Source organism: Streptomyces sp. NPDC006487 (genome assembly GCF_042870555.1).
Taxonomy (GTDB): domain Bacteria; phylum Actinomycetota; class Actinomycetes; order Streptomycetales; family Streptomycetaceae; genus Streptomyces.
Genome location: NZ_JBIAHN010000017.1, coordinates 46,832 through 70,841, shown reverse-complemented (window position 1 = coordinate 70,841; position 24,010 = coordinate 46,832). Strand labels below are relative to the sequence as shown.

At 72.7% G+C, this 24,010-nt stretch carries 22 protein-coding genes; 10 read left to right on the top strand and 12 right to left on the bottom strand.

Going from position 1 to position 24,010, the window contains the following annotated elements; genetic code table 11:
- Window positions 1–20: 20 nt before the first annotated feature.
- Together ACFYM0_RS28535 and ACFYM0_RS28530 are read left to right on the top strand one after the other, a co-directional pair.
- On the top strand, window positions 21–713 hold the full coding sequence (locus ACFYM0_RS28535; protein WP_388506305.1) for a spherulation-specific family 4 protein: 693 nt from the start codon (window positions 21–23) through the stop codon (window positions 711–713).
- Complete coding sequence (locus tag ACFYM0_RS28530) at window positions 710–1,564, top strand: endo alpha-1,4 polygalactosaminidase (RefSeq protein ID WP_388506303.1); 855 nt, start codon at window positions 710–712, stop codon at window positions 1,562–1,564. The genes ACFYM0_RS28535 and ACFYM0_RS28530 overlap by 4 nt, the downstream gene beginning before the upstream one ends.
- Before the next feature lie 32 nt (window positions 1,565–1,596).
- On the opposite strand, the gene ACFYM0_RS28525 is transcribed toward ACFYM0_RS28530, so the two are convergent.
- From ACFYM0_RS28525 to ACFYM0_RS28505, 5 genes are all read right to left on the bottom strand, one after another.
- Window positions 1,597–2,778 carry a sensor histidine kinase gene (locus tag ACFYM0_RS28525; protein ID WP_388506544.1) on the bottom strand — a complete coding sequence of 394 codons (1,182 nt, stop codon included), beginning with the start codon at window positions 2,776–2,778 and terminating at the stop codon, window positions 1,597–1,599.
- A 71-nt stretch (window positions 2,779–2,849) separates the two neighbouring features.
- Window positions 2,850–3,581 (bottom strand): hypothetical protein, encoded by a 732-nt coding sequence (locus ACFYM0_RS28520; protein WP_388506301.1) that lies wholly within the window; start codon window positions 3,579–3,581, stop codon window positions 2,850–2,852.
- Complete coding sequence (locus ACFYM0_RS28515; RefSeq protein WP_388506299.1) at window positions 3,578–5,530, bottom strand: phosphatidylglycerol lysyltransferase domain-containing protein; 1,953 nt, start codon at window positions 5,528–5,530, stop codon at window positions 3,578–3,580. The genes ACFYM0_RS28520 and ACFYM0_RS28515 overlap by 4 nt, the downstream gene beginning before the upstream one ends.
- A gap of 82 nt (window positions 5,531–5,612) precedes the next feature.
- Window positions 5,613–6,674, bottom strand: coding sequence for a nicotinate-nucleotide--dimethylbenzimidazole phosphoribosyltransferase (gene cobT / locus ACFYM0_RS28510; RefSeq protein ID WP_388506297.1), 1,062 nt, complete (start codon window positions 6,672–6,674; stop codon window positions 5,613–5,615).
- A 162-nt stretch (window positions 6,675–6,836) separates the two neighbouring features.
- On the bottom strand, window positions 6,837–8,042 hold the full coding sequence (locus ACFYM0_RS28505) for a bifunctional adenosylcobinamide kinase/adenosylcobinamide-phosphate guanylyltransferase (RefSeq protein ID WP_388506295.1): 1,206 nt from the start codon (window positions 8,040–8,042) through the stop codon (window positions 6,837–6,839).
- A 104-nt stretch (window positions 8,043–8,146) separates the two neighbouring features.
- On the opposite strand from ACFYM0_RS28505, the gene ACFYM0_RS28500 reads away from it, so the two are divergent.
- Window positions 8,147–8,359 carry a hypothetical protein gene (locus ACFYM0_RS28500; protein ID WP_266909368.1) on the top strand — a complete coding sequence of 71 codons (213 nt, stop codon included), beginning with the start codon at window positions 8,147–8,149 and terminating at the stop codon, window positions 8,357–8,359.
- A gap of 88 nt (window positions 8,360–8,447) precedes the next feature.
- On the opposite strand, the gene ACFYM0_RS28495 is transcribed toward ACFYM0_RS28500, so the two are convergent.
- Both ACFYM0_RS28495 and ACFYM0_RS28490 read right to left on the bottom strand, forming a co-directional pair.
- Entirely contained in the window at window positions 8,448–9,170 is a 723-nt protein-coding gene (locus tag ACFYM0_RS28495; RefSeq protein ID WP_388506542.1) for a class I SAM-dependent methyltransferase, read from the bottom strand.
- Window positions 9,171–9,259: 89 nt separating this feature from the next.
- Window positions 9,260–9,868 carry a DUF3043 domain-containing protein gene (locus tag ACFYM0_RS28490; RefSeq protein WP_388506293.1) on the bottom strand — a complete coding sequence of 203 codons (609 nt, stop codon included), beginning with the start codon at window positions 9,866–9,868 and terminating at the stop codon, window positions 9,260–9,262.
- A gap of 233 nt (window positions 9,869–10,101) precedes the next feature.
- Between ACFYM0_RS28490 and ACFYM0_RS28485 the strand changes: the two genes are divergently transcribed.
- Entirely contained in the window at window positions 10,102–10,896 is a 795-nt protein-coding gene (locus tag ACFYM0_RS28485; RefSeq protein ID WP_388506291.1) for a PspA/IM30 family protein, read from the top strand.
- Between the two features lie 13 nt (window positions 10,897–10,909).
- Window positions 10,910–11,188 (top strand): hypothetical protein, encoded by a 279-nt coding sequence (locus ACFYM0_RS28480; RefSeq protein WP_327252378.1) that lies wholly within the window; start codon window positions 10,910–10,912, stop codon window positions 11,186–11,188.
- 140 nt (window positions 11,189–11,328) lie between these two features.
- On the opposite strand, the gene ACFYM0_RS28475 is transcribed toward ACFYM0_RS28480, so the two are convergent.
- Entirely contained in the window at window positions 11,329–12,096 is a 768-nt protein-coding gene (locus tag ACFYM0_RS28475; protein ID WP_388506290.1) for a hypothetical protein, read from the bottom strand.
- Window positions 12,097–12,166: 70 nt separating this feature from the next.
- Between ACFYM0_RS28475 and cobS the strand changes: the two genes are divergently transcribed.
- The 3 genes from cobS (at window position 12,167) to ACFYM0_RS28460 (ending at window position 17,113) form a co-directional block, all read left to right on the top strand.
- Window positions 12,167–12,988 carry an adenosylcobinamide-GDP ribazoletransferase gene (gene cobS, locus ACFYM0_RS28470; protein WP_388506288.1) on the top strand — a complete coding sequence of 274 codons (822 nt, stop codon included), beginning with the start codon at window positions 12,167–12,169 and terminating at the stop codon, window positions 12,986–12,988.
- A gap of 79 nt (window positions 12,989–13,067) precedes the next feature.
- Window positions 13,068–13,784 carry a response regulator gene (locus ACFYM0_RS28465; protein WP_388506286.1) on the top strand — a complete coding sequence of 239 codons (717 nt, stop codon included), beginning with the start codon at window positions 13,068–13,070 and terminating at the stop codon, window positions 13,782–13,784.
- 197 nt (window positions 13,785–13,981) lie between these two features.
- On the top strand, window positions 13,982–17,113 hold the full coding sequence (locus ACFYM0_RS28460) for an efflux RND transporter permease subunit (protein WP_388506285.1): 3,132 nt from the start codon (window positions 13,982–13,984) through the stop codon (window positions 17,111–17,113).
- A 95-nt stretch (window positions 17,114–17,208) separates the two neighbouring features.
- Here ACFYM0_RS28460 and nadA read toward each other — a convergent pair whose 3' ends face one another.
- On the bottom strand, window positions 17,209–18,411 hold the full coding sequence (nadA, locus tag ACFYM0_RS28455; protein ID WP_327252373.1) for a quinolinate synthase NadA: 1,203 nt from the start codon (window positions 18,409–18,411) through the stop codon (window positions 17,209–17,211).
- A gap of 318 nt (window positions 18,412–18,729) precedes the next feature.
- Here nadA and erpA point away from each other — a divergent pair, with 318 nt between their 5' ends.
- Window positions 18,730–19,086: an iron-sulfur cluster insertion protein ErpA gene (gene erpA, locus ACFYM0_RS28450; protein ID WP_243330017.1), complete on the top strand. Its 357-nt coding sequence runs from the start codon at window positions 18,730–18,732 to the stop codon at window positions 19,084–19,086.
- 107 nt (window positions 19,087–19,193) lie between these two features.
- On the opposite strand, the gene ACFYM0_RS28445 is transcribed toward erpA, so the two are convergent.
- Entirely contained in the window at window positions 19,194–20,687 is a 1,494-nt protein-coding gene (locus ACFYM0_RS28445; RefSeq protein WP_388506284.1) for a hypothetical protein, read from the bottom strand.
- Between the two features lie 102 nt (window positions 20,688–20,789).
- Window positions 20,790–21,008: a hypothetical protein gene (locus tag ACFYM0_RS28440; RefSeq protein ID WP_388506282.1), complete on the bottom strand. Its 219-nt coding sequence runs from the start codon at window positions 21,006–21,008 to the stop codon at window positions 20,790–20,792.
- A 131-nt stretch (window positions 21,009–21,139) separates the two neighbouring features.
- Here ACFYM0_RS28440 and ACFYM0_RS28435 point away from each other — a divergent pair, with 131 nt between their 5' ends.
- Entirely contained in the window at window positions 21,140–22,117 is a 978-nt protein-coding gene (locus ACFYM0_RS28435) for a carbohydrate kinase family protein (RefSeq protein WP_388506280.1), read from the top strand.
- Between the two features lie 289 nt (window positions 22,118–22,406).
- Here ACFYM0_RS28435 and ACFYM0_RS28430 read toward each other — a convergent pair whose 3' ends face one another.
- Window positions 22,407–23,786: a cysteine desulfurase/sulfurtransferase TusA family protein gene (locus tag ACFYM0_RS28430; protein WP_388506278.1), complete on the bottom strand. Its 1,380-nt coding sequence runs from the start codon at window positions 23,784–23,786 to the stop codon at window positions 22,407–22,409.
- Window positions 23,787–24,010 lie beyond the last annotated feature (224 nt).

Genomic DNA, 24,010 nt, shown 5'->3' with positions numbered 1-24,010 from the left:
GCCGCGCCGAGTCACCCCCGATGCACGTGACCCCGTACGAGAAGAAGGACCTCATGCTCCTGGTGCCCCTCTACGAGCACCCCGCCGACCGCCCCGAGTACTGGGAGCGGCTCATCCGCTCCGCGGGCCGGCTGCACTCCGTGGTGCTCAACCCCGCCAGCGGGCCCGGCGAGGCCCCCGACGAGCGGTTCGCCGCCGTCGCGGAAAGGCTCCGCGGGGCCGGGGTGCCCGTCCTGGGGTACGCCGACACCGACTACGGGCGCCGCCCGCACGCCGCCGTGGTCCAGGACCTGCTGCGCCACCGCGACTGGTACGCCGCCGACGGGACCTTCCTGGACCAGGCCGCGGCCGGCCCGGAGTTCCTGCCGCACTACCGGCGGCTCGTCGTCGCGGCGCGGGCCGCCGGGGCCCGTACGGTCGTCCTCAACCACGGAGTGCACCCGCACCCGGGCTACGCCGAACTCGCCGACCTGCTCGTCACCTTCGAGGGACCCTGGGACGCCTACCGGGACGCGGCCGTCCCCCCGTGGACCGCGGACCATCCCGCCCACCGGTTCTGCCACCTCGTCTACGCCGTCCCGCCGGGCGCCCCGGCCGCCGAACTGGCCGAGCGGCTGGCGGCCCAGCGGGGAGCGGGGGTGCACTGCGCGGTCCCGGGGACCGGCGCGCACCCGTGGGGGACCCTGCCCCACGCCCTGGAGGCCGCCGGATGAGACGCCCGCCCACCCGCTCGAAGAGCCGCTGCCGCCTGCTGGTCCACGGTGTCGTGGCCGCCCTGCTGCTCGCGGCCTGCACCTCCGGACCGGACCGGGACCACGACGAGGAGGACGTGCCCGACGACCTCTCGCCCGCCCCCGCACCGGGGGAGCGCTGGCAGCCGGCGCCCGGGGTCGGCTGGCAGTGGCAGCTCACCGGGAAGCTCGACACCTCGGTGAAGGCGGCGGTCTACGACATCGACGGGTTCACCACCACCAAGGAGCAGGTCGCCGAGCTGAAGGCGGCCGGCCGGCGGACCATCTGCTACCTCTCCACCGGCGCCTGGGAGGACTTCCGGCCGGACGCCGGGGCCTTCCCGCCGTCCATGCGCGGGAAGGGCAACGGCTGGGAGGGCGAGCGCTGGCTCGACATCCGGCGGCTCGCGGAACTGGAACCGCTGATCGCCAAGCGGTTCGACATGTGCCGGGACAAGGGCTTCGACGCGGTGGAGCCGGACAACATGGACGCCTACCGCAACAAGTCCGGCTTCCCGCTCACCGCGGGCGACCAGCTGAACTACAACCGGCTGATCGTCCGGCTCGCACACGACCGGGGCCTGTCGGTCGGCCTCAAGAACGACCTGGACCAGATCCCGGAGCTGGTGGGGGACTTCGACTTCGCCGTCAACGAGCAGTGCGCCCAGTACGACGAGTGCGGCCGGCTGACCCCGTTCATCGCGGCGGGCAAGGCGGTCTTCCACGTGGAGTACGAGCTCCCGGCGAGCCGGTTCTGCCCGGCCTCGCGCGAGCTGAAGCTCAGCTCGCTGGAGAAGAAGTACGACCTCGGCGCCTGGCGGAAGGCCTGCTGAGCGCCGCCGACCGCCTGCCGGGCGCCCGCCGCTCAGCCCACCGGCAGGATCGCGTGCACCCGGTAGCCGCCCCTGAAGCGGGGCCCGGCGAAGCAGGAGCCGCCCAGGGCGACGGCCCGCTCGCGCATGCCGAGCAGGCCGTGCCCGCCGCCGGGATCGCCGGGTTCCGGCGAGGGGTCCGCCGCGGAGCCGCCGTCGTCCAGCACGGTCACCTCCACCGAGCCGCCCACCCGCACCACGCTGACCTCGGCCCCGGCCCCCGGACCCGCGTGCTTGCGGACGTTGGTCAGCGCCTCCTGGATCACCCGGTACGCCGCCAGGTCCACGGCGGCCGGCAGCGGAACCGACGCGGCCGGGCCCAGCTGGACCATCACCTTCACCGGGAGCCCGGCGTGCCGGAAGGTGCCCACCAGGTCGTCCAGGACCGCCAGCCCGGGCGCGGGCTCGGTCGGCGCCTCGGGGTCGCCGGACTGGCGCAGCAGCCCGACCGTCGCCCGCAGCTCGTTCAGGGCGGAGCGACTGGCGTCCCGTACGTGCGCCAGGGCCTCCTTGGCCTGGTCCGGGCGCTTGTCCATCACGTGCGCGGCCACCCCCGCCTGCACGTTGACCAGGGCGATGTGATGGGCCACCACGTCGTGCAGGTCCCGGGCGATCCGCAGCCGCTCCTCGGCGACCCGGCGCCGGGCCTCCTCCTCGCGGGTCCGCTCGGCGCGCTCGGCCCGCTCCTGGATGGCGTCGATGAACGCCCGGCGGCTGCGCACCGCGTCCCCGGCGGCCGCGGCCATGCCGGTCCAGGCGAAGATGCCGAGGTTCTCCTGGGAGTACCAGGGCAGCGGCCCGGCCAGCATGGCCACGCCCGTCAGCCCGGCCATGGTGAGCAGGCCGAGCCGCCAGGTGGTGGGCCGGTCGGTGCGGGAGGCCACCGTGTACAGGGCGATCACCGTGCACATGGCGACGGGTGCCCGCGGCTCCCCGGTGGTCAGCTCCAGCAGCGAGAGCCCGACGGCCACGGCCAGCACCGCGCGCGGCCGCCGGCGCCGCAGCACCAGGGCGCCCGCGCCGAGCACCATGAGGACCAGCGAGAAGGGCTCGGGGGTGCGGGTCCCGAAGGTCGGCCCGTACTCCCCGTGCGGGTCGGCGAAGGACGCGACGACCATGGCGACGAGCGCCCCGAACGCCAGTACGGCGTCGGTGGCCAGCGGATGGTCCCGCATCCACTGCCGCGTGGGGGCGAGCGGCCCGAGGTGTGTCGTCACCCCGATACGGTACGGCCCCGCGCGCGCTTTCAGACCCGGGGCGGCGGGGCGGGAGGCGCAGCGGGCCCGGGGGCGGGCGGGCGCCGCCCGAGCGGGGCGCGGGAGCGCTCCGGACCCCACTTGGCCCGGACGAGGCAGATCAGCATCACCGAGGCGATGGCGGCCAGGTGTTCCTTGCCCGCCAGGTTGTCCTTGAAGAGCAGCTCGCCGATCATGACCAGGATCACGACGGATCCGGTCAGGTAGGCCCGGTAGCGCCAGCAGACGTACACGGCGAGCCCGACCACCGCCGCCGAGGGCCCGGTGTCGTTGACGATCCTGTCCGACGCGGGCAGGCCGAAGGGGTGGTCCGGGCCCAGCGAGAGCCCGATCCGCGCGTACGTGGTCCCGGCCAGGGTGGCCACGTAGCCGATGACCAGCGTGCGCCACCAGCCGATGCAGATCTCCGAGATCCCGAAGACGAGCAGGATCTGCGCGAGCGCGCCCCACACCGGCAGGTCCAGCGCCGGCACGAACAGCGACAGCGGGGTCCGCAGCAGGGCCAGCCAGAGCGGGTCGACGGCCTTGACCGACCCGAGGTCCTGCACCGGCTGGAAGCCCCATGAGGTCTGCTGCACGACCTGGAAGACCGCGGTCAGGCAGACCGCGCCGAGGGTCATCGGGATCGCCCGCCACTTGTCGCGGACGAGCGCGTCCCGGACCGTCCGGTACAGGGGCCCCCACTCGCGGCGGGCGAACCGCCGCAGTGAGGCAGTGCTCAACGCTTGCTCTCCAGATGTCTGCGGTGCATCCACTTCGGCAGCCCCGGTGCTTCGAGGAAGCCCTCGGCCCGGCCCGCCGCGATCCCGATCCGCAGCAGGTCCGAACTCTTCTCGAAGAGCATGAACCGCGGTTCCCAGATCGGCCGGTATTTGGCGTTGGCCCGGTAGAGGGACTCGATCTGCCACCAGCGCGAGAAGAAGCTCAGCAGCGAGCGCCACAGACGCAGCACCGGACCGGCGCCGAGCTTCGACCCGCGCTCGAAGACGGAACGGAACATCGCGAAGTTCAGTGAGACCTGTGTGACCCCGATCTCCTTTGACCGCTCCAGGAGTTCGATGACCATGAACTCCATCAGACCGTTCTCGGAATCCCGGTCGCGGCGCATCAGGTCCAGGGAGAGGCCCTTGGGCCCCCAGGGCACGAAGGACAGCACGGCGCGCAGCTCGCCCTCGCCGTCGAAGCACTCCAGCATCACGCACTGGCCGTCGCCGGGATCGCCCAGCCGGCCCAGCGCCATCGAGAAGCCGCGCTCGGTCGCGCCGTCGCGCCAGTCGTCGGCGCGCAGCAGGAGTACGTCCATCTCCTCGGCCGGGATGTCGGCGTGGCGGCGGATGCGGACGGTGTACCCGGCCCGCTTGACCCGGTTGTACGCCTGGCGGACGGTCCGCATGGCGCGGCCCTCCAGGGTGAACTCGTCGGTCTCCACGATGGCCTCGTCGCCGAGCTCCAGCGCGTCCAGTCCGTGCCGGGCGTAGATCTGCCCGGCTTCCTCGCTCGCGCCCATCACTGCGGGGACCCAGCCGTGCTCGCGGGCCTCGGCCAGCCACGGGTCGATGGCGCCAGGCCAGGCCTCGGGGTCGCCGATCGGGTCGCCGGAGGCCAGTGAGACCCCGCCGACGACGCGGTAGGTGACCGCGGCCTTGCCGGTGGGGGACCAGATGACGGACTTCTCGCGGCGCAGCGCGAAGTAGCCCAGCGAGTCGCGGTCGCCGTGCCGGGCGAGCAGCAGGCGCAGCTTCTCCTCGTCCTCCTCGCCGATCGGGTCCACGGCGCGGCGCGAGCGGAAGGCCGCGAACAGCACGGCGAGCAGCAGCAGTGTCGACATGACGTTGATCGTCACGTCCACCCAGCCCGGGGTGGTGATCGTGTTGTACGCCTTGTCGTCCGGTGCCAGGGTGACCAGCCGCATCACGCCGTACCGCCAGCGGGCCAGGAACGTGGCGTCCGCGGCGTCCGGGTCGGTGTTGGTCGCGCCGACGAGCAGCGCGGCGACCAGCGAGGTCACCAGCAGGCCGACGGAAGCGACCAGGCTGGCCAGCAGCGGGTTGGAGCGGTCGCCCTTGGCGTAGAACTCCCGGCGGCCCAGCAGCAGGGCGCCGACGAAGAGCGCGGTCAGCCCGAAGGCCACCCAGTTCTGCGGGTGGACGCGGAACTCCGGATAGCAGAACTCGTACGAGCCCCCCGAGCACGGGGTGAAGGAGGCCACTGCGGCCATCGCGAAGGCCGCCAGGAGCAGCCCGCTGAGCACGAGGTTCAGGATCCATGCCGCGCGTTTGCGGCGGCCCATGGTGACGGTGAGCAGCAGCGAGAACGCCGCGGAGGCGAAGCCCGCCGTGAGCAGGTACGGGGTGTAGAAATCGGCGGTGCTGTGCCGGCGCAGGTCCTGGCCGAGCGAGAACCACACCGCGCTGAGCAGGTTGACGAAGGTGACGGCACGCAAGTACCACACCGCGAAGGTGGCGCTGCGCCGCGAGCGGACGCTGCCCCGGCCGGATCCCCGGGTGTCTCCCTGGGCACTGGTACCGGCACCGGCACCGGCATTGGCCTGGGGGTTGGCCTGGGCGTTCCCCCGCCCGCCCCCCGGATTGTTTCTGCCGTTCGGATCCCCACCGGTTCCTCGGTCGGTCTTCCGATCGGTCTCTGCGCTGGTCAAACGGACCTCTCCCATAAAAAGCGATGATATGGGGCATCGCGGTCCGTGCTTCGCTCCGGAGGACCGCGGCCTGGTCAAGGCCGCGGGCTCCTGCGACTCATTCGGTGGGCTCGGCCGCTCGTTCGGGGAGTTCCGCCGCGAGTGCGGCGGCCGCCTGGACGAGGGGAAGAGCCAGCAGCGCCCCGGTTCCTTCTCCCACAGTGACGCCGTGGTCGAGCACGGGGTTGAGTGCCATCCGGTCCAGTGCCTTGGCCTGGCCGGGCTCTCCGCTGGCCTGTCCGGCCAGCCACCAGTCCGGGGCCCGGAAGGCGGCCCGCTGGGCCACCAGCCCGCAGGCCGCCGAGACGACCCCGTCGAGGATCACGGGAGTACGGCGCACCGCGCACTGGAGCAGGAAGCCGGTGATCGCGGCGACGTCGGCGCCGCCGACCGTCGCGAGCAGCGCGACCTGATCCCCGAGGACGGGCCGGGCGCGTCGCAGCGCGTCGCGGATCGCCGCGCACTTGCGCATCCAGGTCAGGTCGTCGATCGGCATGCCGCCGCGGCCGGTGACCACGGAGGCGTCGGTGCCGCACAGGGCGGCGACGAGGGTCGCGGCGACGGTGGTCCCGCCGACGCTCAGGTCACCGAGGACGACCAGGTCGGTCCCGGAGTCGGCCTCCTCGTCGGCGATCTGCATCCCGAGGCGCAACGCGGCCTCGGCCTCCTCGGTCGTCAGCGCGTCCTCGACGTCGATCCGCCCGCTTCCGCGCCGGACGCGGTGCTTGGTGATCTCCTGGGGCAGCAGGTCGAGATGGCAGTCCAGGCCGGCGTCCACGATCCGCACGGAGGCGCCGAGCCGCGCGGCCAGGACCGCCACCGGGCTCCGCCCGTCCAGGACGGCGCGCACCAGCTCGTGGGCGCTGCCGGCGGGACGCACGGAGACCCCCTCGGAGGCCACCCCGTGGTCGGCGGCGAACAGCACGACGCGGGGCCGCTCGATCGGCTTGACCGGCACCTGACCCTGCGCGGCGGCGAGCCACTCGGCGAGTTCGTCGAGCCGCCCCAGCGCCCCGACCGGCACGGCCAGCCGTTCACGGCGTTCCTCGGCGTCACGCCGGACGCCCCCGTCGGGGCGCTCGATCAGATCGGAGAAGTCGTCGAGATTCAGCGTGGTCATTTGCCAGAGGGTACAGCTGCCTCTATGGCCTGTCGTAAAACTCCCGTCTGCCCCGCGCCCGGCGCCGCGTGGCCGCCCTTCGGGCGACGACGGGAGTTTGAGGACAGGCCCCGGCGGCGCCCGAACGGTCCGTGCCCCGCGTTCCGTTGCCGGTGCCCGCGGCTATTGCTTCAGGACCAGCGCCTGCCCCGCCACCACGAGGAGGACGTGCTCGCACTCCCCGGCGACCCCCGCGTTCAGCCGCCCCAGCTCGTCCCGGAAGCGGCGCCCCGACGCGGTCGCGGGCACCACGCCCGAGCCGACCTCGTTGCTGACGAGCACCACCGGCCGGCGGGTCGCGCGGACGGCCGCCACGAGCGACGCGGTCCGTTCCCGCAGCTCCGCGGCGCCCTTGTCCGCCCAGACCGCGTCGTCCCAGGCCCCGGCCCGGTCCATCGCGTCCGTGAGCCACAGGGCCAGGCAGTCGACGAGCAGGGCCGGGCCGTCCTGCTCCAGCAACGGCACCAGATCGCAGGTCTCCACCGTCCGCCAGGAAGCCGCCCTGCGCTCGCGGTGGAGCCCGACCCGCGCCGCCCATTCCGCATCGCCCTCGCGGGTGCCGCCGGTGGCCACGTAGACGACCTCCGGGTAGCCGGTCAGCCGGCGCTCGGCCTCGTACGACTTGCCCGACCGGGCCCCGCCCAGGACCAGGGTCCGCCGCGGCACCTCCGGCGCCGGCCGGTACTCCCCGGCCGCCACCGTGGTCCCGTCCGCCACCGTCCGCGCTCCCGCGGCCGCGCACCGGCGCTCCAGTTCCGCACCCGGCGGGGTGTCGTGGTCCAGGTGGACGGCGATCACGTCCGTCGCCGGGCCCACCGCCCCGCTGGCCCGAAGCCGCGCCAGCGCCTCCGGCCGGCCGAGCACGTCCGCGAGGACCACGTCGTACGGGCGCCGCCCGCTGGTGCCCGAGGTCCCGGCCGGGGCGCCGCCCGGCGGCAGGTACAGCATCCGGGCGCCGTCCGGCCCGGTCACCTCGTACCCGGTGCCCGGCGCGTCCATCGGCACGGCCCGCACCCGGTGTCCCGAGATCACCGCGAGCTCCCGCCCGTCCGGCACCCGCCCGGCCGCCGGCAGCCCCGGAGGCAGCTCCACGGCGGGGCCGTCGTGCGGGTGGGTCAGCAGGACCTGCCGGACGCCGGCCAGCGAATGCCCCGCCCGGGCGCCGGCGAGCACCGCCCCGGGGGTCAGGTCCAGCAGCAGCGCCCCGTCCACGAGCACGGAGGTGGCGGCGCGCGCCCGGGGCCCCACGGAGAGCGCGCAGGCGGCGCAGGGACAGCCGGGGCGGGGCAGTCCTTCGGGTGTGCCGGTGCCGAGCAGAGTGAGTTCCACAGGATGATCCTCCCGCGTCGCCGGGACTGCTGCGCGCCCGGTTAGTCTGCGGGCACACTCAAGGCGAGAAGCGTGTGAGAAGCGGACGAGCAACGGAGGCGGACATGGCGTGGACGTGGCGGTTCGAGACGGCCGACGGCGATGAGACGAGCCCGTCGGTGGTGCCGGAGGAGTTCACCACGCAGGGGGATGCCGAATCCTGGATCGGCGAGTACTGGAAGGACCTCCTCGAGGGCGGTACGGAACAGGTGAAGCTGTCCGACGACAACGGGGTCCAGCTCTACACGATGAGCCTGCGCGAGGCCGCTGAACTCTAACCGGCGCCGACCGGTTCCGGCCGGGTGCGCGAGAGCCCGGACTCCCTCGGGGGTCCGGGCTCTGCCGTGCGCAGGGGTGCTCGGGCGCTCAGCCCCGTACGCCGCACAGGTGCAGCAGTGCGGCGACCCCGCGGTAGGGGTCGGTCCGCCCCGCGCGGTCCTCGGCGGCGAGCAGCGCCTCCAGTTCCGCGTCGGCGGGGAGCGTGTCCCCGGCCTCGGTGCCGTCGGTGAACACGCGGACGCCGTACCAGGTCTGCAGCGGGGCGCCGATCCCCGACAGGGTCGCGGTCAGCGTGGCCAGCCGGTCGGCGCGTACGTCCAGGCCCAGCCGGTTCCGGTAGTCGACGCCGTCGAAGGCCGCCAGCGCGCCCGTCCAGTCGCCGTGCAGACCGGGCCGCATCGCGAGTGCGTCGCCGTTGCGCACCAGCAGGGACAGCAGTCCGCCGGGGGCCAGCATCCGGGCGAGCCCGGCGAGCATCGCGTCCGGCTCGGGCACGTACATGAGGACGCCGTGGCAGAGCACGACGTCGAAGCTGCCGGGCAGGAAGTGTGCGCCGGTCTCCCGGCCGTCGCCCTCCATGAGGCGGACGCGGTCCTGGATCCCGGGGGGCTCGGCGGCCAGCACCTCACGGGCGACGGCCAGCATGGACGGGTCCTGCTCCAGCCCGGTCACCATGTGCCCGGCGCGGGCCAGGCGCAGTGCCTGGGTGCCCTGGCCCATGCCCACGTCGAGGACGCGCAGCCGCTGCCCCACGGGGAAGCGGTGCGCGATCTGCTCGTCGACCTGGCGGCCGACGAGCTCTTGGCGCACCACGTTGCGGAGCCCGCCCAGGCCTTCGAGCCAAAGCCGGGCCCCGTCCGTGAAGCCACCCCCGCCGAACGCTCCGGGCGTTCCTCGGCTCAGGGCCGTTCCCCGCGCTTGACCTGCGGCTTCGGCAGGCGAAGCCGGCGCATCTGGAGCGTGCGCATCAGGCCGTACGCGACGGCGCCGCGCTTGGGCTCGTTCGGGAAGCGCTCGTTCAGGGCCTTGCGCAGGCGGATGAACATGCCGATGGAGTCGACGATGATCAGCGCGATCACGCCGAGCCACAGCAGGAGCGCGATGTTCTGGATGGACGGAACCCGCACCATGCTCAGCACCAGGATGATCACGGCCAGCGGCAGGAACATCTCGGCGACGGAGAAGCGGGAGTCCACGAAGTCGCGCACGAACCGGCGCACGGGACCCTTGTCGCGGTTGGGCAGATAACGCTCGTCGCCATTGGCGAGGGCCTCGCGCTGCTTGGTCATCTCGACCCGGCGGCGCTCACGAGCTCGCTTGGCATCCTCCTTGCGGTTGCCGGTCGAGGCCACCACGGCCTTGCGCTGCGACTGGGCCACAGCACGCTTCGGCGTCGGGCGGCCCTTCGGGGCCTGAGGGTCACGGGACTGCGAGAGGTCGGCGCTCACCTTGTCGGTGGCGGCGTCCTTCTCTTCCTTGGAGGATCGGCTACCAAACACAAAACCCAAGCGTACGTGGTTGAGGGCACGCGCCCCATCCCGGCGGGGAACGATCCGGCAACGGCGGGCGTCCTTCCTGGGGGAAGCACCTACTCCTTACGCCTGACACGGCGGACGAGCAGTCGTCCTGCAGGAGGAGCGCATCCCCGCTCGAACAGTGCGGTAATAGAGGCAGGGCCCGTACTGTGGGTCTTGTTGGTGACCTGGAGCACAGTCCGTCTAGAAGGGGGCGCGCGAAGCCCATGAGCGGTGTCATGAAGCGTATGGGGATGATCTTCCGCGCGAAGGCGAACAAGGCCCTGGACCGGGCCGAGGACCCGCGCGAGACCCTCGACTACTCGTACCAGAAGCAGCTGGAGCTGCTTCAGAAGGTGCGCCGCGGCGTTGCCGACGTGGCGACCTCCCGCAAGCGGCTGGAACTGCAGCTCAACCAGCTCCAGGGTCAGTCCAGCAAGCTGGAGGACCAGGGCCGCAAGGCGCTGGCCCTGGGCCGCGAGGACCTGGCCCGTGAGGCCCTGTCCCGTCGCGCCTCGCTGCAGCAGCAGGTCAGCGACCTGGAGGTGCAGCACCAGACCCTCCAGGGCGAGGAGGAGAAGCTGACCCTCGCCGCGCAGCGCCTGCAGGCCAAGGTGGACGCCTTCCGCACCAAGAAGGAGACCATCAAGGCCACGTACACGGCCGCCCAGGCACAGACGCGGATCGCCGAGTCCTTCTCCGGCATCTCCGAGGAGATGAGCGACGTCGGCCTGGCCATCCAGCGTGCCGAGGACAAGACGGCGCAGCTCCAGGCCCGCGCCGGCGCGATCGACGAGCTGCTGGCCTCCGGTGCGCTCGACGACCAGAGCGGCCTCGGCTCCAAGGACGACATCCAGGCCGAGCTCGACCGCCTCTCCGGCGGGACGGACGTGGAGCTGGAGCTCCAGCGCATGAAGGCCGAGCTGGCGGGCGGCACCTCCGCCCCGCAGTCGGCCATCGAGGGTGGCGCCCCGGGCGCCGGCCAGCAGTCGCAGACCCAGCACCGGTTCGACAAGCAGTAGGACGGGGCCCGTCATGATTGTCCGCATCATGGGGGAAGGTCAGGTGGAGCTGGCGGACAGCCACTTCACCGAGCTCAACAAGCTGGACGACGAACTGCTCGCGGAGATGGAGAGCGGTGACGAGGCAGGCTTCCGGCGCACGCTGGGCGAGCTCCTCGAAGCCGTACGGAGGCTCGGCAGACCGCTGCCCGACGAGGCACTGGAGCCGTCGGAGCTGATCCTGCCGGCCCCCGACGCCTCACTGGACGAGGTGCGGGAGATGCTCAGCGACGACGGCCTGATCCCGGGCTGATCCCGGGCCGGCCCGCAGGCCGCGACCCGGGCCGGGACGCGGGCCGGGACGCGGCCGCACGACGTGAACGCGAGGGCCCGACCCCGAGGGGGCGGGCCCTCGCACCGTCTGCGCACCGTCTGCGCGCACCGGCCGCCGGGTCAGTGCGGCTCCTTGGTGACGGCCTTCCGCTCCGGGTCGGGCGTGCCGCCGATGAAGTTCTCGAACCTGCGCCGCGGCGAGGCCCACCGGCGGTCGTGGTGGAAGGCGCGCAGCCCGGCCTTGGCGCGGGCCTTCGGGCGGTTGGCGTAGAACTTCTTCGCGTACGGGGAACCGGGCCGGGCGAGGCGGACCGCCCCGATCAGCGCGACGAAGGGGATGACCGTGCCGAAGAACGCGGTGCGCGGTTTGCCCTTCCACAGGGCGATCAGGGCGAGGAAGAAGTTGGTCGCCGTGTTCATGGCGACCAGGCCGCGGTTGTGCCGCTCGTCCTCGGTGAGGTCGTTGACCCCGAAGGGCAGGAAGCCGCCCAGCACCAGCGCCACGATCGCCGCCGTCAGGACCACGATCTCCACGCTCTTGCGTCCCTGCTCGCTCCAGTAGACGTCGTCCAGGTGCAGGATCAGCGCGAACTCGTCCAGCACCAGCCCCGCGCCCAGCCCGAAGATCACGGCCGACAGGCCCGCCCCGAAGCTGTGCCGGGCGCTGCCGATCGCGCCGAAACCGCCGATGATCACGAGGATCACGCCGGGGACCACGTGGTGGATGTGCATGCCGCCCGGGGTGACGTTCTTGAAGGGTCCCCGGCCCGCCCGGATCATGCGGGTGATCACGCGGGTGACCAGGAAGGACAGGACGAAGGAGACCAGCGCGAGGAGCAGCGGGAGCTTCCCCGGCTCCACAATGTTGCGATACCACCAGTGACCCATGCCACCACCTCACCATTTGGGGCGTTATGGGTAACTTACCGGTCCCGTCGAGCGGGTAGCGTTCGCGCCGATGACAGATTCGTACGACGGCCCGCCCCTGACCCCGCCCCCGGACCGGGCCTCCCTGCTCGACGGGGTCCGCTTCGCCTTCGGCACGCTCACCGTGCTGCCCGCGCGCATCACCCGCTGGGACCGTCCCGCCGCCCGCACCGGGATGGCCTGCGCCCCGCTCGCCGGCCTCGTCGTGGGGCTCCTCGCCGCCGTGCCCGGGGTGCTCCTGCTGCTGTGCGGCGGTGGCCCGCTGCTCGCCGCGGCCGTCACCGTCGCCGTACCGGCGGCCCTGACCCGAGGCCTGCACCTGGACGGCCTCGCCGACACGGCGGACGGACTGGGCAGCGCCAAGCCGGCCGACGCCGCGCTGCGCATCATGAAGCAGTCCGACATCGGCCCCTTCGGGGTGGTGGCGCTGGTGTTCGTGCTGCTGGTCCAGGTCGCGGCGCTGGCCGACGTGTACGCCGACAGCTGGACCCGGGGTGCGCTGGCCGCCGTGGTCGCCGCCGTCACCGCCCGGCTCGCCATGACCCTGGCCTCTCGCGACGGGGTCCCCCCGGCCCGCCCCGAAGGGCTGGGCGCGGCGGTCGCCGGAGTCGTCCCCTTCCACACCGCCGTCCGGGTCGCCGCGCTCACGGTGCTCCTGTCCGCCGCCGCCGCGCTGCCGCTGGGCCTGCCGGCCGTCGCGCAGCACGCGGTGGCGGTCCTGGCCGCCCTGCTGGCGGCGGAGGCCCTGCTCCGCCGCTGCGTGCGCCGCTTCGACGGGGTCACCGGCGACGTGTTCGGAGCCCTGGCCGAGGTCTCGGCGACGACGGCCCTGGTGGCACTGGCCCTGGGCTAGGCCGGCCCGGCCCGGCCCGGCCCGGCCCGGGCCGAGCCCGTCCCGCCCCGGGTCGCGCGGGACGACGTAGGGTCGGGGCGTGGAAACGACCTTGAACCAGGCCCCGACGCCCATCCGGGTACTCCTCGCCGACGACCAGGCCCTGCTGCGCAGCGCGTTCAAGGTGCTCGTCGACTCCGAGGCCGACATGTGCGTCGTCGGGGAGGCCTCCGACGGGGCGCAGGCCTTCGAGCTGGCGCGCACGGCCCGGCCCGACGTCGTGCTCATGGACATCCGGATGCCCGGCACCGACGGCCTCGCCGCCACCAGGCTGATCAGCGCCGACCCCGAACTCGCCGCCGTGCGCGTGGTGATGCTGACGACCTTCGAGGTGGACGAGTACGTGGCGGCGGCCCTGCGGGCGGGCGCCTCCGGGTTCCTCGGCAAGGGCGCCGAGCCCGAGGAACTGCTCAACGCCATCCGCGTCGCCGCCGCCGGGGACGCGCTGCTCTCCCCGGCCGCCACCAAGGGGCTCATCGCCACCTTCCTCGCGCAGGGCGGCGGCGACGGAACCACCCCCGCCGCGGGCGCGGCCCACGTACAGCGCCTCGCCGCGCTGACCGGACGCGAGCGCGAGGTCCTCGTCCTCGTGGCGGCGGGCCTGTCCAACGACGAGATCGCCCGCCGGCTGGAAGTCAGCCCGCTCACCGTCAAGACCCACGTGAACCGGGCCATGTCCAAGCTCGGTGCCCGCGACAGGGCGCAATTGGTGGTCATCGCCTACGAATCGGGACTAGTCCGGCCCCGCACGGAGTAGCCCGGGGGAGTCCGGAGCACTTCGGAGTAGGCCCGCCTACTGCGGACGCGGTATGCCCCGGATAAGGACGGGACCTGGGGGCGACGTCGGCGCGCCCGTGCGCACGAGAGGCTGAGGGGCCCCGCGCGTGCCCGAAGGCACGGCCCCGTCATGCCTCGTAGACGTCACCGCGTCCCTGCAGAGAGATCCCCATAGCCATGTTCCGGCTGTCCCGCTTCAGCCTCGCCCAAAGGGCGCTGGTCGGCCTCGTGTCGCTCGTCGCGCTCCTCTTCGGCGCCATAGCCATCCCGCAGCTCAAGCAGCAGCTGCTGCCCTCCATCGACCTGCCGATGGTGTCCGTGCTCGCGCCGTACCAGGGCGCCTCGCCCGACGTGGTGGAGAAGCAGGTCGTCGAACCGATCGAAGCCATGCTCAAGGGCGTCGACGGCATCACCGGCATCACCTCCACCGCCAGCGAGGGCAACGCCCTCATCATGGCGACCTTCGACTACGGCGACGACGGCACCAAGCAGCTCGTCGCCGACGTCCAGCAGGCCGTCAACCGGGCCCGCGTACGGCTGCCCGCCGAGGTGGACCCGCAGGTGATCGCCGGTTCCACCGACGACATCCCGACCGTGGTCCTCGCCGTCACCTCCGACAAGGACCAGCAGGCGCTGGCCGACCAGCTGAACCAGTCCGTGGTCCCCGTACTGGAGGACATCGCGGGCGTCGGCCAGGTCACCGTCGACGGGGTCCGGGACCTCCAGGTCACCGTCACCCCCGACGACGCCAAGCTCGCCGCCGCCGGCCTCGACGGCGCCGCGCTGGCCCAGGGCCTCCAGGCGGGCGGCGCCACCGTCCCCGCCGGCTCCTTCGACGAGGCGGGCAAGAACCGCACCGTGCGCGTCGGTTCGGGCTTCACCTCGCTCGCCCAGCTGGAGGACCTGCGCCTCACCGCCGGACCGGGCAAGCCCGCCGTCCGCCTCGGTGACGTGGCGGGCGTGAAGCAGGAGCCCGCCAAGGCCGACTCCCTCACCCGCACCAACGGCAAGCCCAGCCTCGCCCTCATGCTGACCATGGACAAGGACGGCAGCGCCGTCGCCATCTCGGACGCGGTCAAGGACAAGCTGCCCGAGCTCCGCTCCACCCTCGGCTCCGGCGCGGACCTGACCGTGGTCAGCGACCAGGGCCCGGCCGTCGCCAAGTCCATCTCGGGCCTGACCACCGAGGGCCTGCTCGGCCTGGTCTTCGCGGTCGTCGTGATCCTGGTCTTCCTCGGCTCGCTGCGCTCGACGCTGGTCACCGCGGTCTCCATCCCGCTGTCCGTCGTCCTCGCGCTGATCGTGCTGTGGACCCGCGACCTGTCCCTCAACATGCTGACGCTGGGCGCGCTCACCATCGCCATCGGCCGGGTCGTCGACGACTCGATCGTGGTCCTGGAGAACATCAAGCGCCACCTCGGCTACGGCGAGGAGCGACGGCACGCGATCATCACCGCGGTCAAGGAGGTGGCCGGCGCGGTCACCTCCTCCACGCTCACCACCGTCGCGGTCTTCCTGCCGATCGCCTTCGTCGGCGGCATGGTCGGCCAGTTCTTCGGCCCGTTCTCCATCACCGTCACCGCGGCCCTGCTGGCCTCGCTGCTCGTCTCCCTGACGGTCGTGCCGGTGCTCTCGTACTGGTTCCTGCGCGCGCCGAAGGGCGTCAGCGAGGGGGACGCCGCGAGCATCGACAAGGCCCGCCGCGAGGCCGAGGAGAAGGAGTCCCGCAGCAAGCTCCAGCAGTTCTACGTACGGGCGCTGGGCCTGGTCACCCGCCGCCGGGCCGCCACCCTGATCGTCGCCGTCGTGGTGTTCGTCGCGACGCTGGGCATGACCCCGCTGCTCAAGACGAACTTCTTCGACCAGGGCGAGCAGGAAGTCCTGAGCATCAAGCAGCAGCTGCCGCCCGGCACCTCGCTCGCCGCCGCCGACGAGGCGAGCCGCAAGGTCGAGAAGGTCCTGGACGGGACCGACGGGGTCAAGGACTACCAGGTCACCGTCGGCTCCTCCGGCTTCATGGCCGCCTTCGGCGGCGGTACGGGCTCCAACCAGGCCTCGTACCAGGTCACGCTGGAGAACTCGGGCAAGACCGAGTCGGCCAAGAAGCACATCGAGACCGCCCTGAAGGGCCTCGAGGGCATAGGCGAGACCACCATCGCGGCCGGCGACGGCTTCGGCAGCCAGAACCTCAGCGTCGTCGTCAAGGCCGGCGACGGGGCCGTCCTCGCCCGGGCCGCCGAACAGGTCCGCGCCGAGGTGGCGAAGATCGAGGACGTCACCGACGTCCAGAGCGACCTGTCCCAGTCCGTGCCCCGGATCTCGGTCACCGCCACCCCCAAGGCCGCGGAGTTCGGCCTGAACCAGGCCGCGCTCGGCGCCATCGTCGGCCAGGCCGTACGCGGCAACCCGGCGGGCAAGGCCGTACTGGACGACACCGAGCGGGACATCGTCATCAAGTCCGCGCAGCCGGCCACCACCCTGGCCGAGCTGCGGGCGCTGCCCGTCGGCCCGGTGAAGCTCGGCGACATCGCCGAGGTCAAGGAGGTCCCCGGCCCGGTCGCGATGACCCGGATCGACGGCGCCCGCGCGGCGACCATCAGCGCGAAGCCGGTCGGCGACAACACCGGCGCCGTCAGCTCCACCCTGCAGGCGAAGATCAAGGCCCTGGACCTGCCCGCGGGCGCCACGGCCACCATCGGCGGCGTCGGACAGGACCAGAGCGAGGCCTTCGGCCAGCTGGGCCTGGCCATGCTCGCGGCCATCGCGATCGTGTTCATGCTGCTGGTCGCCACGTTCCGCTCGCTGGTCCAGCCGCTGATCCTGCTGGTGTCCATCCCCTTCGCGGCGACCGGCGCGCTCGGACTGCTCCTGGTCACCGGCACCCCGCTCGGCGTCCCGGCGCTGATCGGCATGCTGATGCTCATCGGCATCGTCGTGACCAACGCGATCGTCCTGATCGACCTCGTCAACCAGTACCGGTCCCAGGGCTACGGCGTGATCGAGGCGGTCGTCGAGGGCGGCCGCCACCGTCTGCGCCCGATCCTGATGACGGCGCTGGCGACGATCTTCGCGCTGCTCCCGATGGCGCTGGGCGTCACCGGCGAGGGCGGCTTCATCTCGCAGCCGCTCGCGGTGGTCGTCATCGGCGGCCTGATCAGCTCCACCCTGCTGACCCTGCTCCTGGTGCCGACCCTCTACACGATGCTGGAGCTCCGCAAGGAGCGCCGCAGCGCGAAGAAGAGGGCCCGCCTGACCGTGGTCCCGGCCCCGTCCGCCTCCGCGGAGGACGAGAGCCCGGTCAAGGTCTGAGGACCGGGGTCCGTACGCACACACGCCGAAGGGCCGCCCCTCACAGGAGGGGCGGCCCTTCGGTCGTTGCCGCCGGCCGTTGCCGCCGGGCCGGGCTACGGAAGCGCGAGCATCCGCTCCAGGGCGAGCTTGGCGAAGCTCTCGGTCTCCTTGTCGACCTGGATCTGGTTGACGAGGTTGCCCTCGGCCAGGGACTCCAGGGTCCACACCAGGTGGGGGAGGTCGATGCGGTTCATGGTCGAACAGAAGCAGACCGTCTTGTCGAGGAAGACGACCTGCTTGTCCTCGGCGGCGAACCGGTTCGCCAGACGCTGGACGAGGTTCAGCTCGGTGCCGATGGCCCACTTGGAGCCGGCCGGAGCCGCCTCCAGCGCCTTGATGATGTACTCGGTGGAGCCGACGTAGTCCGCGGCCGCCACGACCTCGTGCTTGCACTCCGGGTGGACCAGGACGTTCACGCCGGGGATGCGGGCGCGCACGTCGTTGACCGAGTCGACCGAGAACCGGCCGTGCACCGAGCAGTGACCGCGCCACAGGATCATCTTGGCGTTCCGCAGCTGCTCGACGGTCAGGCCGCCGTTCGGCTTGTGCGGGTTGTACAGCACGCAGTCGTCGAGGGTCATGCCCATGTCTCGGACCGCGGTGTTGCGGCCCAGGTGCTGGTCCGGGAGGAAGAGCACCTTCTCCCCCTGCTCGAACGCCCACTCCAGGGCCTTCTTCGCGTTGGACGAGGTGCAGATCGTGCCGCCGTGCTTGCCGGTGAAGGCCTTGATGTCGGCCGAGGAGTTCATGTACGAAACGGGGACGGTGGCTCCGGCGATGCCGGCCTCGGTCAGCACGTCCCAGCACTCCGCGACCTGCTCGGCGGTGGCCATGTCGGCCATCGAGCAGCCGGCGGCCAGGTCCGGCAGGACCACCTTCTGGGCGTCCGAGGTGAGGATGTCCGCGGACTCGGCCATGAAGTGGACGCCGCAGAAGACGATGTACTCGGCCTCCGGCCTGGCGGCCGCGTCCTTGGCGAGCTTGAAGGAGTCGCCGGTGACGTCGGCGAACTCGATGACCTCGTCACGCTGGTAGTGGTGGCCGAGGATGAAGACCTTGTCCCCGAGCTTCTCCTTGGCGGCACGGGCGCGCGCCACGAGGTCCGGGTCCGACGGCGAGGGCAGGTCGCCGGGGCATTCCACCCCGCGCTCGCTCTTAGGGTCGGCCTCACGGCCGAGCAGCAGCAAGGCAAGGGGCGTCGGCTGGACGTCCAAAGGCTGGTTGTCCAAAGGCTGGGCGGTGGTCACGACACGCACCCTTTCTGTTCTGCGACAAGGGACTTCTGAAGCCACTCTGAAGCCATCGCTTCGACTTCTCGTCTATTTGACGTTATCTATCATAACCGCTTCACGTCACTTTGACGATGCCGATAGTGTCGATGTGACGAATTCGCCCGCCCGGCACGGGGACCTCGTGGGGACCCACCACCACGCGGGGGTGTGCGAGCATGGAATTTCTGAAACACGCGTCGGGTCCCGGAATGAATCCGCGGTCCCGCTCGTTGCCACCGACGGCAAGAGTCCGACGTTTCCCCGCTCCCGGCGGGGAGCCGCCCACTTCGGGAGTGAATGCAGATGTCCGTACAGGACGAAAAGACCACCGTGAGCGACGGCATCCTCCTGTCCGACGCCGCCGCCGAAAAGGTCAGGACCCTGCTGGAGCAGGAAGGCCGCGATGACCTGGCGCTGCGCGTCGCCGTCCAGCCCGGTGGCTGCTCGGGCCTGCGCTACCAGCTCTTCTTCGACGAGCGTTCCCTCGACGGCGACGTCGTGAAGGACTTCGACGGTGTGAAGGTCGTCACCGACCGGATGAGCTCCCCGTACCTGCACGGCGCGTCCATCGACTTCGTCGACACCATCGAGAAGCAGGGCTTCACGATCGACAACCCGAACGCCACGGGCTCCTGCGCCTGCGGCGACTCGTTCAACTAAGCCCCGAAGGCCCGGCCGCCCCGTAGGGCGGGCCGGGCTCGCAGGGCCGACGAGAGGGGCCCGCCCGCGGACATCCGCGGGCGGGCCCCTCTCGTGCGTCCCGGTGCCTACTGGCGGGGGACCGCCTTGCCCGTGGTCGCGTCGACCACCTTGCGGTCGCCGAGCGGCTGCTGGAGCTTCCCCGTCACCGTCATCTCCTGCGCCAGCATGATGCAGGCCTGCCCCGGCTTGTTCGGGGTGTCCGTGATCTTCACCATGACCGTCCCCGGCTGCTCCCGGACCTCCAGGGCGTACGTGCTGCACACCCCGCCCCAGAAGTTCACGGTCAGCGTCCGGTCGTCCGAGGCGTACGAGAAACCGGGCACGCTCTGCCCCTTCGCGGGCGGGTCGACCGGGGTGGGCAGATCGATCGGGGGAGTCTCCCCGGTCGGGGCCGCCGGCTGGGCCACCGTGTGGCCGGGGCCGCCGCCCTTGCCCGCCACCTCGAACAGCCAGGCCGGCACCAGGCCGCGGGCCCCGTCGACCGTGCCCGGGACCAGCCCGAGCTCGGCGCCGCGGACCGACTCCGTCCGCGACGGCTTCATCGGCCGGGGCTCCGGGTTGCACGGCAGCGTGTCCGTGGCGCCGTCCGGGGTGTCCGGGGTCAGCGGGACGCTCGTGGCGCAGCCGCTCGGGCCCGGGTCCGTGGAGCCGGAGCCCCGGGACTTGTCGTTCAGCCGGGCCAGCGCGTCCACGGCGCCGATCACCGGCTGTTCGGCGGCCCGCACCGGAACCTTCAGCTCGCCGCTGCCCGACACCACCCGGGAATCCGTCCCGACGCCGATCCGGGTGGACCAGCCCTGCGTGGGCAGGCCGCCGATCACCGGGTCGGCCGTCACCAGGCGTACGGAGCCCTGAACGATCCGCGCGTCGAGCGCGGCCGCGCCCTGGCCCACGGCCGCCAGCACGGGCGCGGCGGCGGCCTTGGCGGCCTCCTCCGAGACGGGCGTGCCCGTGGTCCCGCCGTGCTCCCGGCCCAGGTCCTGGGGGAGGGTGGCCGGTCCGCAGGTGTCCTTGCCGCGCACGCAGTCGTCCCCGGTGCCGCCGACCTGGAAGCGGGAGAAGTTCCAGGTCCCGGGAGCCTTGAGGTTCACCGTCAGCCGGGGCCCGGAACCGTCCGCGGTCTCCCCGGCCTGCCAGGTCTCCCCGACGAGCCGGGGCGCGCCGGAGATCCCGAGGGCCGTCGCGAGCCGCGCCACCTCGGCGGAGGTCACCTCACCGCTCGCGCTGAAGGCCGGCGCCGTGGCCGGGCCGTCCGGGAGGGGGACGTCGGCCGTGTACGTGACCCCGCCGCCCGAGGGGTCGGGCTCGCCGGGGGCGATGCCGGGCCCGGGCGGAGTGGGCACCGCGCGGGGCGCGGAGGCCGCCCTGTCGCCCGTACGGCCCTCGCCGTGGGCGGTCGACGCCCAGATGGCGGTGCCGCCGCCGGTCAGCAGGACGGCGGCCGCGATCGACCCGATGGCCCAGACCTGCCGCCGTCGTGTGGCACGTGACGCACCGGGGGTGCCGGGCACCTCGGGTGTCTCGGATGCATGGGGTGCATCGGGTTGTTCGCTGGTCACCGCATCGCTCCTTTGCCCGTCCCGCAGGGGGTGATGCGGGTGTGACGGAACAGACGCGGATCCGGTTCCGCCGGGGCCGGGTGCGCTCTCGAAAGAGACGGACTAGTAGCCGTAGACCGCCGTGGAGGCGATGAGGCGAGCCGAGGCCGCCGGAACGCGGATCCCGCTGATCTGAGAGGGAGCCACCCGATCCGGCCGCGGATCCGCGGGAACCGGCCAGTGCGGGGCCATCCGGGCGCAGTCGCCCAGCAGCTGCTCGAACTCGGTGCCCGCCGTGATCTCGGAGGGCCGGGCGTGCCCGAAGCGATCGGTGTAGGTCATGGGGCACGGTAGGCACGTCACCGCGGGTGAAGAAAGAGCTACTACGGGGTAGTTTCGGCCGGTCGGCCACGGTCCCCGGACCGGGTAGTTTTGAATGTCCCCTTGCCTTCCCCCGCAGGAGCGTCCACGCCGTGCGTATCGCAGTCACCGGCTCCATCGCCACCGACCACCTCATGACCTTCCCCGGCCGCTTCGCCGACCAGTTGGTCGCGGACCAGCTGCACACGGTCTCCCTCTCCTTCCTCGTCGACAACCTCGACGTGCGGCGCGGCGGCGTCGGCCCGAACATCTGCTTCGGCATGGGGCAGCTCGGCGCCCGGCCGATCCTCGTCGGAGCGGCCGGTTCCGACTTCGACGAGTACCGCGCCTGGCTCGACCGGCACGGCGTCGACACCCAGTCCGTGCGGATCTCCGAGGTCCTGCACACCGCCCGCTTCGTCTGCACGACGGACGCCGACCACAACCAGATCGGCTCCTTCTACACGGGCGCGATGAGCGAGGCCCGCCTGATCGAGCTGAAGTCGGTCGCGGACCGGGTCGGCGGCCTGGACCTCGTCCTGATCGGCGCGGACGACCCCGAGGCGATGCTGCGCCACACGGAGGAGTGCCGCACGCGGGAGATCCCCTTCGCCGCCGACTTCTCGCAGCAGATCGCCCGGATGGACGGCGACAACATCCGCACCCTGATGGAGGGCGCGACGTACCTCTTCTCCAACGAGTACGAGAAGGGCCTCATCGAGGCGAAGTCCGGCTGGACCGACGCGGAGATCCTGGCGAAGGTCGGCACCCGAGTCACCACGCTCGGCTCGAACGGCGTCCGCATCGACCGGGTCGGCCACGACCCCATCGTGGTCGGCTGCCCCGAGGAGACCGCGAAGGTCGACCCGACCGGTGTCGGCGACGCGTTCCGCGCGGGCTTCCTCACGGGTCTGGGCTGGGGCGTCGGCCTGGAGCGGGCCGCGCAGGTCGGCTGCATGCTGGCCACTCTCGTCATCGAGACCCTCGGCACCCAGGAGTACGCCCTGGGCCGGGCCCACTTCATGGAGCGCTTCACGAAGGCCTACGGCGACGAGGCGGCGGCGGAAGTCCAGTCCCACCTCCCGGCGTAGCCCCTCACGGGGCCCGGTCCCGCTGCCGCCCGCGGCGGGCCCGGTGGACGGATGCGGGTGGCTCTGCCCTGCGGGGCGAAGTCCGCCACCCGCGCTTCCGCCGTTCCCCGGGGCTCCGCCCGGAACCGGCCCGCGGTGCGGCACATCCAGCCTCGCCGGCGTTTGAGGCGCGGGGTCCGGGGCGGAGCCCCGGGGAACGGGCGAAGGGCGGGTAGGGGACTCCGCCCCGCAGGGCCACCCCGCCCCCACCCCGCCCCCGGCCCGCAGGCCGGCCCGCGGCGCGGCCGGATCAGACCGCCCGGCGGACCGTGTACGCGGTACCGAGGGGACGCGGGGCTTCCCCCATGTACACCTGCCCCCGCATCGCGCACCACGCCGGAATGTCCAGCCGCGCGACCTCGTCGTCCGACAGGACCGTCACCGTGCCCCCCACCGGCACCCGTCCGATCGCCCGGGCCAGTTCGATCACCGGCTGCGGACACCGCAGGCCGAGGGTGTCCAGTTCCAGGGACTCCGCGTCGGGATCGGACAACACGGGCTCCGTGGCGCCGAGTTGCTCGCGCACCCCCGCCACCAGCCCCGGCAGGACCTCCAGGAAGCCGTTGACCTCCGCCGCCGTCGTCCCGGCCGGCAGGGACACCCGTACGTTCCCCTCCGACAGCACCCCCATCGCCCGCAGGACATGGGAGGGCGTCAGCGTCGAGCTGGTGCACGAGGAGCCGGAGGAGACGGAGTAGCCGGCCCGGTCCAGCCCGTGGAGCAGGGTCTCCCCGTCGACGTACAGGCAGGAGAAGGTGACCAGATGGGGGAGCCGGAGGTCGGGATGGCCGACCACCTCCACGTCCGGCACCAGGCGGGCGACCCGCCGCCGCAGCCGGTCCACCAGGATCCGCAGGCGGGCCGCCTCCGCGTCCGCCTCGGCGCGCACCGCCCGCAGGGAGGCCGCCGCGGCGACGGCCGCGGGGAGGTTGACGAAGCCGGGGGAGCGCCCCGACTCCCTTTCGTCGGCGGGGCCTTGGGGGGAGAAGCGCACCCCCTTGCGGACCGCCAGCAGGCCCACTCCGGCCGGACCGCCCCATTTGTGGGCGCTCGCGCACAGCACGGACCAGTTCCCGGGGACCGGCCCCCAGCCCAGCGACTGCGCGGCGTCCACCAACAGGGGAACCCCGGCGGCGGCGCACACCTCGGCGACCTCCGTCACGGGCTGGACGGTGCCGACCTCGTGGTTGGCCGACTGGAGGCAGGCCAGCGCGGTGGAGGGCCCCACGCGTTCGCCGTAGGAGGAGGCGGAGACCCGGCCGAAGCGGTCCACCGGGACCTCGTCGACCAGCCCGCCGCCCGCCGCGTGGAGCTCGGCCGCGTGCAGTACGGAACTGTGTTCCACCGCCGATACGACCAGATGCCCGCCGACACGCCGGCGCCCCGCCAGGACCCCGGCCATGCCCGAGTGAACCGCGTGCGTCCCCGAAGGAGTGAAGACGAGCTCGTCGGGACGGCAGCCCACCGCGTCCGCGGCCGCCTCCCGCGCCGCGTCCAGCAGCAGTCGGGCCCGGCGCCCTTCGCGGTACAGCCGGGCCGGATCGGCCCAGCCTTCGTCAAGGGAGGCCTGGAGCGCCTGCCGGGCCACGGGGTGCAGCGGGGCGGCGGACGCGGTGTCGAAGTACGGCATCCGGTCACGCTAACCGGCCGCCGCGCCGAGGCCGCGACCGGTGGGCCTGTCGCCGAAGTGCCGTCTGCCCCGCCCTTCGGGCGACGACGGCACTTTGACGGCAGGCCCGAGGTCAGGGCCCGTCAGATGCCGTCCGGACCCCGCCATTCGGGGTCCGTTGGGCCGTCCCCCGTACGGCGGATCCATCCCTTCGGGGTCAGTAACGGCGCGTTGGGCACCCTCCC